Here is an 11354-nt window from a genome sequence, read left to right as displayed (position 1 = left end):
CGAGGACATCATGGCACCACGAACGCGCGGCCGAGCCGCGGAGTCGGGACGCACGCCCGGCGTTTCTCCTTTAGCCGCGCGCGCCGCGCTTTCCCTGCTTTGCACGATGCTCGCGGGCGCGCTCGCCGCGTGCGCGAATTCGCCGACGCAGACGCCGCCGCAAGTCGCGCAGGCGCGCGACACGGCTTCGACCAGCGCCGCTTCCGACGAGCCGGTCGAACAGGCGCCGATCGTCAGCGCGGCCGCATCGGGACGTGAGCCGGGGATCGTCAATCCGTTGCCCGCGAGTCCCACAGCCGCGCTGTCCGGAACCGCGACGCCCTTCGCCACGAAGAACGCGCTCTACACACCCGTGCCCTTTTCCAGCGTGCCGGGCTGGTCGGGCGACGACGTCGCGCAATCGTGGGACGCCTTCCGGCGCGGCTGCTCGGTGCTGTCGGGCAAGGCCGCGTGGGCGGCGCCCTGTGCGGCGGCGCGCGGCATCGCCGCCAGCGACAACGCCGCGGTGCGCCGCTTCTTCGAGGACAACTTCACGGTCTACCAGATCCGCAACGTCGACAGGAGTTCGCGCGGCGTGCTGACCGGCTATTACGAGCCGGTCCTGCGCGGTAGCCGCAAATACGGCTCGCCCTACGTCTTTCCCGTCTATGGCGTGCCGCGCGACATGCTGTTCCTCGATGCGCGCCGCCTGCCGCCGAATGCGCGCAGCGAAGCGGTCATGGCGCGCGTCGAGGGACGCACGGTGGTGCCGCTCGCGGCGATCGCGACCGGCAATGCGAAAGGCGTCTACGCGCTCGACCTCGGCAACAGCGTGCCCGACATCCGCGACAAGAAGCTGCGGCTGCGTCGCGAGGGCAACCGCATCGTGCCGTACTATTCGCGCGCGCAGATCGAGCGCGGGCGCATCGACGCGCCGGTGCTCGCCTGGGTCGCGGACCCCGCGATGCTCTATGCGATGCAGTTGCAGGGCGCGGGGAAGATCGTGCTGCCCGATGGCGCGGGCGTCATCCGGCTCGCGTACGCCGAGCAGAACGGGCTCGCGTTCAATCCGCCGGTCGCGAGTGCGTCGAGCCAAGGCCGCAAGGTGCTCGTGCGCGGCGTCGAGATCGATCTGGACGAACGCGACGTGAGCACGCAGGAAACGCCCGGCCATATCGATGCGCCCGGTTCCGACGACGCGCCCAAGTCCGCGCTGCTGCGCGGCGCCGCCGACGCCGATCCGCCCGACGACACGGCGGCACGCCCCGAAGGCCCGCCCGAATCGCCGCTGTTGCGCGGCTTCAGTCTCGCGAAGGGCGCGACGCCCGCCGTGCGGCCGGCGCGCGTGAGCACTTCGCCGTCGGCGGTGCACACGGCGGTTCAATCCGCTGCGCCCGCCGCCGATGCCACCGGCACATCCGACGCGCCCGCGCCATCGCTCGCCTATGCGTTCGCATCCTCGGACCCGAGCTACGTTTTCTTCCGGGCCATCCCCGATTCCGCCGCTGGACCGATCGGCGCGCTCGGCGTGCCGCTATCGGCGGAACGCTCCGCGGCCGTCGATCCACGCACGACTCCGCTCGGCGCACCGGTGTTCATCAACGCGACGGAAGCGGCGAACGGTTCGCAGGTCTCGCGCCTCCTGATGGCGCAGGACGCGGGCGGCGCGATTCGCGGCGCGGTGCGCGCCGACTACTTCTTCGGCACCGGCGAGAAGGCGCAACAGAAGGCGAGCCGCATGAAGCAGCCGGCGCAGATGTGGGTGCTGCTGCCCAAGGGCCTGCGCATCTCGGCGAAGGAATCGGCGGTGCGCGTGCGCGGCGGCCCGGCGATGCCGAGCGCCGATTGCGTCGTGAGCGACCCGGACCTGTGCGTCGACGATACGCCATCGAGCGCGCCATGAAGCACACGCTGGAGCGAGCATGAAATTCCTCGTCGCCGACGATCATGAACTGATCCGCCATGCGGTGAAGTCGCTGTTGCGCGGTCTGGATCGGGAAGCGCAGTTCGACGAAGCGGATAGCTGGGACACGCTCGCCGCCGCCGCGCATCCCCACGCGAATCACGATCTCGCGATCGTCGATCTGCACATGTCGGGCATGGCGAGCGCGTCGTCGCTGACGGCGCTGCTGAAGGCCAATCCCGCGCTGCCGCTCGTCGTGCTGTCGGCGGAGGAATCCGTCGATGAGATGCGCGCCGTGCTCGCCGCCGGCGCGCTCGGCTTCGTGCCCAAGCGCGAGCCCGCCAACGTGATGCTCAAGGCCATCGAGCTGGTGCTTTCGGGCGGCGCCTACGTGCCGATCGAGGCGCTCTGCCTCGTCGATGCGGACGCCGTCGCGCCGCACCCCGCCGACGCGACGCAACCGCTCAGGAGCGCGCCCGGCGCGCCGCTCGCATCGCATCACCGGCATATGATGGAGAACCTCTCGCCGCGTCAACGCGAGATCATGCGGCTCGTGCATCGCGGCTGCACGAACAAGATGATCGCGCGCGAACTGCAGCTCGCCGAAGGCACGGTCAAGGTCCACCTTTCGGTGATCTTCCGGGCGCTCGGCGTGCACAGCCGCTCGGCTGCGATCGCCGTCATCAACGACTGGCTGCGCACGGGACGCGAGCTATGACCGCGCCCAACGTGCTCATCTGCCTGCCGACCCATCACGACGACGTGCACATCAACTTCGCCTTCTCGCTGATGGAAACCGCCCGCGCGCTCACCGACGCGGGCTGCGGTTTCCAGACGATGCACGTGGGCTCGTCGCACGTCATTCGCGCGCGCAACTTCTTCGCGAGCTATTTCGTCGCGCATCCGGAGTTCTCGCATCTGCTCTTTCTCGACACCGACATGCGCTTCGCGCCGCAAGCGGTCATGAAGCTGCTCGCCGCCGGCAAGTGCGTGGCGGGCGTCGCGTATCCGTACCGGCGCGTGAACCTCGACAAGTGCATCGGCGAGGCGGATCAGGGGCTGACGCTGCGCGCATGGCTCGAAAAGCATGCGGACTACACGGTGCGCCTCAGGACTTCCGGCGATGGCCACGCGCGCGTGACCGATGGTTTCGTGGAAGCGGAGCACGTCGGCACCGGCATCTTTCTCGCGCGCCGCGATGCGTTCGACGTCACGCTGCCGTTCACGCAATGCTATGCGCCGCCCGAGCAATACCGCGACGCGCTGCCCGACGGCCGCTTCTACGGTTTCTTCGACACCATCGAGGAACAGGGACATTACCTGTCCGAAGACCTTTCGTTCTGCCGGCGCGTGCGCCTCGCGGGCGCGCAAGTCTGGGCGCTCGTCGATGAGACCGTCGTGCATTACGGCGCGTCGGAAGTGGCCGGGCAGTATCTGCGGGCGCTGCGCATGCGCGGCAACGTCGCGTGACGCGCGCCAAGCGCAAGCCCGCGAATCACGCCGCCTCGTGCCCTTGCCCGTGCGGTTGAAGCAGCATGTCGAGCGTGCGGCGCAGGCGCGTCGGCGTGACCGGCTTGTGCAGCACCGGCACGCCTTCGGCCGCCAGCGCCGCGAGTTCGGGCGATGTCATGTCGCCCGTGATCATCACGCGTGCGAGACCGTTGTGGCCGCGACGGCGCAACGCCTCGCGCACCGCCTGCATCGCTTCGATGCCCGTCTGATGACGGTCGATCCGATAGTCGCAGAACAGCACGTCCGGCACGAAGCCTTCGGAGATCGCGCGCACCGCGGCGAGCTCGTCCCGACAGCCGCGCACGACGCAGCCCCAGCGCGCGAGCAAGGCGCCGAGCGCATCGAGATTCGCGGGATCGTCATCGACGCACAGCACGCGGCGGCCGTCGATGAACGCGCTCATCGCGGGCGACGCGACAAGGCTCGCGGTGACGAGGCTCGCATCGCCTGTTTCGACCGGCACGCGCATGGTCGTGCCGCGGCCGGGCGCGGAGCGCAGCATCGGCTCGCAGCCGAGCAGGTGCGTGAGGCTGCGCACCGTCGAAAGGCCGAGACCGTGACCCTGGCGGCCGTCGCGATGCGCGAGCGGCGCCTGATAGAACTCCTCGAACACGAGCGCGTGCTCCTGCGGCGCAATGCCGATGCCCGAATCGCGCACTTCGACGAAGCAGCGCTCGCGGCTCGCGGCCCGGCGCACACCGACCCACACAGCGCCGCGCTCGGTATAGCGCACCGCGTTCGCGACGAGATTGACCAGCACGCGTTCGAGCAGCACGGGATCGGTGAACGCGACGCAGGTCGTCGGCGCGATGCGCAACGCCAGCCCCTTCGCGGCCGCGGCGGGGCGAAACTGCCGCTCGATGCGCGCGAGCACGTCGGACAGATGGAAGTGCTGCAGCATCACCTGCGTCACGCCGCTCTCGATGCGCGCCAGATCGAGCACCTGATTGAAGAGATGGTTCAACGCTTCGACATTGCCGACGATGTGCTGCGCGGTGTCCTCGCGCTCGGCTTCGCTCGCGCGGCGATCGGTGAGCGACTGCGCGAGCAGGCCGATCGCATGCAGCGGCTGACGCAGATCGTGACTCGCCGCCGCGAAGAAACGCGTCCTCGCGATGCTCGCCTCCTCGATCACGCTCTTTTGCCGCGCGATGGTTTCGGCGAGCCGCTGCTGATCGACGCGCGCCTCGACGATGCCGCGAAAGAGTCCGCGATATTGCGATGCGAGCCGATCCACGGCGGCGATGAAAATGACGAGCGCGACGCCCAGTTCGAGCCGGCCATGTTCCGGTTGCAGAAGATGCAGCGTGGCAGCGGGCAGAAGCAGCGGCATGACCGCGCAGCGAAGGTTGAGCAAGTTCAGGCCGTTCGCGCCATAAGCGAGCGCCGCGAGCGCGACGAGCAGCACGATATGCGCGGCGGCGAGTCCCGCGGACGCATGCTGGAACGCGAGCCAGACGGACAGGCCCGGCGCGCTGTGAAGCGCGACGTTCCTTAACGCGTGCAGCTCGATCCACCGGCGCGCGCCGAATCGCAAAGGCCGGCGCCGACGCCACGTCCACAAGCCGATGGAAAGCCAGATCGTCGCGCCATAGAGCAGCACGCAAAAGAGCGGCAGCGGCCCTTCGCCTGCGCGTGCACCATAAACGACGACGAGAAGCACGATCGCACAGGCGTGCGTCGCGAAGGAGGCGGGGTCGGAGGCATAGAGCGCGCTCGCGACATCGCGGTCGATATCGGCGTCGAGCTCGCGCTTTCGTTGATCGCCATGCATTCTGTCATCCCCTTGGCCGGTTTACCCAGGCGTTTAGACGACGGCTATTACCAACGGCATATTGGTCGGTTGGTAGGAAAAAACCATACTCGATTCGTGGCCACCTGAATGGGGGGATGACGAGATGGAAACCCTGACCTTGGACGTCGCGCAGGCAAGCGGCGCGACTCCGATGCTCACCGATCTGTGGCGGCGGCGCACGAACCTGTCGCACGACGAGATGCTGTCGATCTATAACCTCGTGCAAGGCGCGCTGCGCACGTATCATCCGCCCGAGCTGCACGCGCTGCGCGAGGACAAGGAAGAGCTGATCGCCCAGTTCATCTATGCCAAGGTGTTGCGCCTCGAACCCGGCCACGGCGCTTCGCATGCAGGCGAGCACAGCGCGCCATCGAGCGGTTACGCGGTGTGCGCGTATTTCAGGCGCTTTCTGATCGATCACCTGCGCAGCGCGAGCCATCAGCGCGATGTGTCGATGGAAGTGGATGGCGTCGAAGAGCAGATGGACGAACACGCGCACGCGGTGGACGATCCGATCCGCTCGGTTCTGATTCAACATGGACTCGATGAAGCGCGCGTGCGGCATCTCGCGCGCGAGTTCATCGGCGGACTCGACAGGTACGAGCAACTCGTGCTCGCCGGCACCTTCGGCTGGTGCTCGGGCGACAAGGGCGGCCTCTTCGGCCTCGCGTCACGGCATCACATTCCTTCGTACCACTATCGGGCGCTGAAGCTCGGTGTCACGCTCAAAAAGTCCGCGCAAAGCGAGGATTTCGCGGCGACCAAGATCGGCCGATGGATCGGCGGCACGCTCGGCATTTCGATCAGCGCGGATAATCAGTCCGCCATTCTGCTCGTGCTGAATCTGCTCGCGCTGGAGTCCAGTCAGTGCGCGCCGTGATGGTTTCTTGAGCGCATCGCGCTCGCACCTCATGCGAGCGCGGCGTGCAGATAGTCCGCCGCGCAACGCGCCCGCATCTGCGCGAAACCGTCGCGCGCGAGCCGCTCGCGCTCCGTGTACGAGGCGAGCAGTTCGGCGGCGCGTGCGGGCAATGCATCGTAATCGGCGAAGGCGATGGCGCGCGCGAGCGGCGCTTCATCCTGCGGGTTCGCGCAACGCTCGCTCAGCACCGCGCATCCGTTGGCGAGCAAGTATGAAAGCCGCACGATCTCGAGTACGCCGTCGGCACGGCTGTGCACGTTGAGCAGCAGCTTCGCGCGCGCGATGAGGCGGTCGCGTGCGCGTCCGTAGAGGCCGAACACCGCGATTGCATCGATGCCCGCCGCGCGCATCCTGTCGATGATGTTCGCGCGTCTCGCACACAGCGAACCGAAGAACAGCACGTCGATATCGCGCGGCTCGGCGAAGCGGATGCGCGTGAGTTCCGGCACGTAACCGATCGGCACCACACGCCCGACATGCACGCCGAGCGCCGCGAAAGCGCGTGCGTTCGCGGCGCTGTAATCCCACACGACATGACGGCGCAGCAACGCGAGCAGACCGGGCGTGATCCATGCCGATCCCGCGTGGACCTGTTCGAGGTTGTAGAGAATCGCGTCCGGCGCGAGCGTCAGCCCGCAATGCGGCAGAAGGTTCGAGCCGAGCACGATATGCCGCCGCCCGTCGAGCTTTGCCTCGCATGTCATCACGCTGTCGTGACCGAGCGAGCAGAGCGCATGATGAAGCGTTTCGGCCACTTCGTGAAATGCGGCGGAATGCGCATAGCCCGGCGGCGAGACCACGGTGACGGCGAATTTCATCGGCCTTCGATCATCGCCGATGTGAGGCACAGCGTGCTGAACGGTCCGGTGATGTAGCCACGCTCGCGCGGTCCGATCGACAGGATCAGTTGAATGGAGCCGCCCGCATAGCACTTCGTGGTGGGTTGAGCAAGGCTCTTCGCCGCCTCTTCGGAGACCCGTGACTGCGGTTTCGTGAAACCCCAGTAGGCGTTGAGCTCGGCGCCTTGCGGCAGGCGCAGCACCCAGCAGTTTCGCAGATCGCCCCAGTCGTTGGAGATGGCCCAGCGACGCCGGACATCGCGGATCAGGCGATCGATCGTGCGCTGCGCCAGGGCTTCGAGCACTTCCGAGCCGTACATCCAGTACTTGCCATATGCGCCCTGCTCGTGGCGGTTCGAGTCCGAGAAGCGCACCACGGTGAGCGGGCCTTCCAGAACGGTGTGTCGAACGGTTGTGAGAAACGAAGCTTCCTCCTGCACGCCCAGATCGAAGAAACCCATGATGTCCTTCCCGTCGGATGATTGTTCGATTGTTCCTTGCGTATAGACGAGCGGAAGCGATTTGGTTTGAATGCGTTGGAACGGTTGCGATGAAATGAAAATGCGCCGAAGATTCGCGAATCCGCGGCGCACATGTTCTACGGCGATCGAAGCGCTTACTGTCCGCCGAAATAGATCTGCTTTAACTCTTCGGATGAAGCGGGCTGAACGACAGTGCGGGAACCCGATGTCGATGCGCCGGATGTCACGCCTCCATAGCCGGTTGCGCCGCTCTGGGCCGATACGCGCGCCTGAGCCGTCTGAATGTCCACCGGATAGTTTGGATCGTCTTTTGCCGGGTTATAACCAGCCTGCTCGAGTTTTTCCAGTTCGGCGCGCACCTGGGCACGCGTCGGTGACGCATCGGTTTGACAGAACGCGGAAAGCGGCACGGCGAGCGCCGACGCAGCAGCAATCGCAATAACGAACATTTTCATGGCGACCTCCTCATGAATGCCAGCGAGCAGGATTCGAAAAAGGAGACCCGTAGCTGGCCATCAGAGTTTAGGCGGCGAAGCCTTCAACTTCGATACGACCGGACACGGCCCATCCGACATGACGGGATACGGCTGACACCTGTTCGCAGCTATCAAACGAACGACGGGCTGGAAAATTGGAATACCGCTGCACCCTGGTCACTCGATGCCCGTGCAACCGTGCAGCAGCTCCTGAAGCGTCTTGCCCTTCTCGAACATTTTCCCGAATGACTTCTTCTGCAAGCGGCAACCTATCAGGTATCCCAACTTTCTGTAGCTCTCGAACTGAGCTTCGTCGAACCATTGGTCGAGCGTGGTCTGCTGCGGAAAAGTATCGTTGGTCAGCGCGTAATTCACGAGGTCCGATGCGGTCGAGATGACGTCCTTGGTCAATGTGGGTTTGACCAGAATCAGCGTGCCGCAGAACGATTTTATCGTGCGATCCGTGCTGCTCGCCGGATATTTGATGATGCCGTCCACCACGTACGCTTTGCTCTGCGGCGGCGGCCTCTTGCTGCCCTTCTCCAGATGCCGCAGCGGATCCACGTCGATGACGATATCGACGCCGAAATCGGCCGAGCACTTGCGGATCGTGTCGGCGAGATCGTCGAAATGCAGCGGCGCGTCCTCGCCGCAATCGCAGACCACGATCAGCTCGGTGCGCCGGCGCACGAGTTCGTAGAGGCCCAGATTGTCGAAGTGACCGCCATCGGAGAGATAGAGATAGTCGGATTTCGCGTCCGCGTGACCGAACAGCTCGTTGAGATACAGTTTGCCGCTGAACGCCGGACTCGGCGGCACCGGCCCTTCCGGCGTCTCGCGGACCGGGTTCGGACACCATCTGCCCAGCCGCACGTTGAAGAGCGTCAGCAGGAACGCCACGCCCGGATCGGTATGGAAGCCCCAGTTCGGGCTCGCCGCCGCGCCCGAGATCGCCACCGCGCCGCCGAGCATCGGGCCGACGTCGCGAAGGGTGCCGGACTTGCGCGACGGAGCGCGCACGGATCCGGATCTGGACCCGGTGCGCATATAGTCCGCGGTCCGCACGAACTTGCCCGCCCCTTCCTGCCTGGAAACGTAGGCCGGCGGCAGGCCGAAGCCGCAATAGAGCGGCGAGAAGAAAAACGAGCCGGCCTTGCGCTGCTGCCACGCGAGGCTCTCACCTTCGGTCAGGTTCACCGACGTATTCAGAAGGTGATAAGGCCGCTGCACATAGGCGCCCTCGTCCCCCTGCGGCGGCGCGCACTGCGCGGTCGCGCCGCCGCCCTTTTCCGGCTCGGGCTTGCACGCGGCCAGCCGGTCGAGCGGGATATCGTCGGCGGGATCGAAACCCGTGAACGGATCGGGCTCGCGCTTCCGATTCCCGTCGCCGCAGCGCGACGCGCCGAGATAGCAACGGGTCAGCCGGTTACGGTAGAAGTTGTGCAGCGAGAACAGATTGACGTCCACGCGCCACGCCAGCAACGCCCACGCAGCCGCCGTGCCGAGCATGACCACCAAGCCCATATGTGCCCACGGCTTGACGACCGGAAGACTGGTCTGCGCCGTCATTTGCGCGAGCGTCGTGTCGAGCACGCACAGGTACGGGTGCGAATCGCCCTTGGGCGGCGTGCTGCATGCGGACAAAACGTCGGACGGATCGAGCGCCGCCTGCCAGATCGCGTGAATCGCGTACGAGAGCAGGATTAGCAGTCCGATGATGAACACATGCGGCACCACGACCAGGAGACGCTCGGTCCACGACGGCCCCGGGCCGCCCGTCTTGTTCGACGCCCCCTTCAGCACGCCCCAGAGCGACGCCAGCAGCCACGCCGCACCGCCCGCGCGCGCCCAGTTCGAGCCGAAGACGACGAGCGCCGGCCCATACACCGACACGACGAAAATCCCGCCTACGAAAACGATGATGGACATCAGCCAGCCGCCGTAGCGCGCCCACCACTCCTGCACTTCGTATTCGAAGATGCGGCCCACGAGTCCGAGATGCACGACTATGATCAACGAGAGCACGCCCAGAATCAGGAACGGCGCGACCGATATCGCGATCCATATCACGGACTCGACATCCGGCGCGCCGGAAGCCGCTATGCCGAACGTCGCGTGCGCAACGCCGAGCAGGCTGCGGACGAGCCACAGCCCGAATCCGCCGGTCGCGCCGGCGAACAGGCCGAAGAACACGATCCAGCAGCGATTGCGCCAGCGCGCGCGGTTACTGGACACTGACGGCGGCGCGGGACCGGTCTGCGGCTTGTTCGCGGGCGCATCGAACTCGACGTTCCTGCGTTCGGCCGGAAGCATGGTCGAGCCGACGCCGAAGATGACCACGAAGACGACTATCCAGGTCAGAACGCCGTCACGGGGGAGCGGATGGTCGAGCGTTGCCAGAATCGTCATCGCCGCCGTGAGGATGAACGAGGCGAGGATGCCGGGGCCGAGAATCCGCACGAGCACGAAGCTCGTGCAGGCGGTCTTTGCGTTCCCGTTCGAGTTCATGTTGCGCTCGATATTCCGGATGCTCACCCACAGCAGCACGGCCACGATCCCGATCATCCCGGCGACCGGCCATTGGGCATCCTGCCCGACGAGCGACTGCGTCCAGCGCATCAGGAGAAACAGGACTCTCGGCACCAGAAGCAGGAAGCTGAGCATCAGGATCAGCATGCTCTGGATCAGCGTGAGATTGCGCAGATAGGCGGCGATCGCGGCAAGGGTATCTGTGCTCAGCAGGCCGAGTCTCGGCGTCAGATAGTTGCTGTACTCGCGCAGAAAGACGATCGACGGATCTTCACGGTCCTTCTGGACACCCTTCTCCGTCGTCGGACTGAGTTTCGCCTCCAACTCCTTCGGCGTGCCGCTGGAACACCTGCGGTAGATCTGCGCTGAAAGCCATGCGCCGATATAGCCGCCACCGGAAACGGTCGAAAGATAATCGAAATGACGCAGCAGCCCTTTTTCGCATAGCGACTGAATCATGCCCAGGCAAAACGTCGCGCTGCGAATGCCGCCGCCCGAGAGCGCGAGCCCGGTGAGCGAGGTTCCTTCTCCGGTCATCGCGTCGCGCGCTGAAGGAGAGACCACATTTCTCGTGCGATTGATCTGCCTGAGCTCGTCGGCCATCACCTTTTTGAAAGGATCTTCCGCTGAGCTGTTCGTGTCCGCCTGACCATCGGGATTCGCCATCGCCAGCCTCGCTCGATTCGGATCATTCGAGGCGACGCATACGCCGCCGCCCGCTCGGGACACATCCTTTCAAGGCGCGGGGCAATGTCACACTGACGATCGGTGATCCTGATCGATGCACGCTGCGTTCGAGCGTGTACCCCGAATTCTTCGCATGCATCGAAGCATAGAATAAGCAGCAACCCTTATCAATTGCGTTACAGAAAATAGTATGACTGTTTTCGAGTTTGTCGCGAAAGGCTTGCTCTACC

9 protein-coding genes are annotated in these 11354 nt (G+C 65.5%); 4 read left to right on the top strand and 5 right to left on the bottom strand.

Annotated features, from left to right (window positions below):
• Positions 1-10 precede the first annotated feature (10 nt).
• Genes IAG25_RS00615 through IAG25_RS00605 form a run of 3 tightly spaced genes read left to right on the top strand, consistent with a single transcriptional unit; the run spans position 11 to position 3352 of the window.
• Positions 11-1882 carry an MltA domain-containing protein gene (locus IAG25_RS00615; RefSeq protein ID WP_187603039.1) on the top strand — a complete coding sequence of 624 codons (1872 nt, stop codon included), beginning with the start codon at positions 11-13 and terminating at the stop codon, positions 1880-1882.
• 19 nt (positions 1883-1901) lie between these two features.
• Positions 1902-2600 carry a LuxR C-terminal-related transcriptional regulator gene (locus IAG25_RS00610; RefSeq protein WP_187603038.1) on the top strand — a complete coding sequence of 233 codons (699 nt, stop codon included), beginning with the start codon at positions 1902-1904 and terminating at the stop codon, positions 2598-2600.
• Positions 2597-3352 (top strand): hypothetical protein, encoded by a 756-nt coding sequence (locus IAG25_RS00605; protein WP_035504764.1) that lies wholly within the window; start codon positions 2597-2599, stop codon positions 3350-3352. Before IAG25_RS00610 ends, IAG25_RS00605 begins: the two co-directional genes overlap by 4 nt.
• A gap of 25 nt (positions 3353-3377) precedes the next feature.
• Here the strand turns inward: IAG25_RS00605 and IAG25_RS00600 are convergent, their stop codons facing one another.
• Positions 3378-5168: an ATP-binding response regulator gene (locus IAG25_RS00600; protein ID WP_187603037.1), complete on the bottom strand. Its 1791-nt coding sequence runs from the start codon at positions 5166-5168 to the stop codon at positions 3378-3380.
• A 124-nt stretch (positions 5169-5292) separates the two neighbouring features.
• On the opposite strand from IAG25_RS00600, the gene IAG25_RS00595 reads away from it, so the two are divergent.
• Positions 5293-6069 carry a hypothetical protein gene (locus tag IAG25_RS00595; RefSeq protein ID WP_187603036.1) on the top strand — a complete coding sequence of 259 codons (777 nt, stop codon included), beginning with the start codon at positions 5293-5295 and terminating at the stop codon, positions 6067-6069.
• Between the two features lie 29 nt (positions 6070-6098).
• Here the strand turns inward: IAG25_RS00595 and IAG25_RS00590 are convergent, their stop codons facing one another.
• The 4 genes from IAG25_RS00590 to IAG25_RS00575 all read right to left on the bottom strand — a co-directional run bounded on the left by IAG25_RS00590 (position 6099) and on the right by IAG25_RS00575 (position 11103).
• Entirely contained in the window at positions 6099-6929 is an 831-nt protein-coding gene (locus tag IAG25_RS00590; RefSeq protein WP_187603035.1) for a hypothetical protein, read from the bottom strand.
• The gene (locus tag IAG25_RS00585) at positions 6926-7411 is read right to left on the bottom strand and encodes a hypothetical protein (protein ID WP_187603034.1); all 486 of its coding nucleotides are present in this window, start codon (positions 7409-7411) and stop codon (positions 6926-6928) included. The genes IAG25_RS00590 and IAG25_RS00585 overlap by 4 nt, the downstream gene beginning before the upstream one ends.
• Before the next feature lie 155 nt (positions 7412-7566).
• Positions 7567-7887: a DUF4148 domain-containing protein gene (locus IAG25_RS00580; protein ID WP_187603033.1), complete on the bottom strand. Its 321-nt coding sequence runs from the start codon at positions 7885-7887 to the stop codon at positions 7567-7569.
• Between the two features lie 198 nt (positions 7888-8085).
• On the bottom strand, positions 8086-11103 hold the full coding sequence (locus tag IAG25_RS00575) for a patatin-like phospholipase family protein (RefSeq protein ID WP_222946336.1): 3018 nt from the start codon (positions 11101-11103) through the stop codon (positions 8086-8088).
• Between the last annotated feature and the right edge of the window lie 251 nt (positions 11104-11354).

The sequence above is a fragment of the Caballeronia sp. EK genome, from assembly GCF_014384845.1.
GTDB lineage: Bacteria > Pseudomonadota > Gammaproteobacteria > Burkholderiales > Burkholderiaceae > Caballeronia > Caballeronia jiangsuensis.
Note: the sequence above shows the minus strand (reverse complement) of the source record. Positions and strands in the feature narration are given on the sequence as shown.

Coding starts and splice junctions, on each gene's coding strand:
- IAG25_RS00575 (WP_222946336.1), bottom strand. CDS start 11,103: ATGGCGAATCCCGATGGTCAGGCGGACACGAACAGCTCAGCGGAAGAT.
- IAG25_RS00590 (WP_187603035.1), bottom strand. CDS start 6,929: ATGAAATTCGCCGTCACCGTGGTCTCGCCGCCGGGCTATGCGCATTCC.
- IAG25_RS00580 (WP_187603033.1), bottom strand. CDS start 7,887: ATGAAAATGTTCGTTATTGCGATTGCTGCTGCGTCGGCGCTCGCCGTG.
- IAG25_RS00605 (WP_035504764.1), top strand. CDS start 2,597: ATGACCGCGCCCAACGTGCTCATCTGCCTGCCGACCCATCACGACGAC.
- IAG25_RS00600 (WP_187603037.1), bottom strand. CDS start 5,168: ATGCATGGCGATCAACGAAAGCGCGAGCTCGACGCCGATATCGACCGC.
- IAG25_RS00595 (WP_187603036.1), top strand. CDS start 5,293: ATGGAAACCCTGACCTTGGACGTCGCGCAGGCAAGCGGCGCGACTCCG.
- IAG25_RS00585 (WP_187603034.1), bottom strand. CDS start 7,411: ATGGGTTTCTTCGATCTGGGCGTGCAGGAGGAAGCTTCGTTTCTCACA.
- IAG25_RS00610 (WP_187603038.1), top strand. CDS start 1,902: ATGAAATTCCTCGTCGCCGACGATCATGAACTGATCCGCCATGCGGTG.
- IAG25_RS00615 (WP_187603039.1), top strand. CDS start 11: ATGGCACCACGAACGCGCGGCCGAGCCGCGGAGTCGGGACGCACGCCC.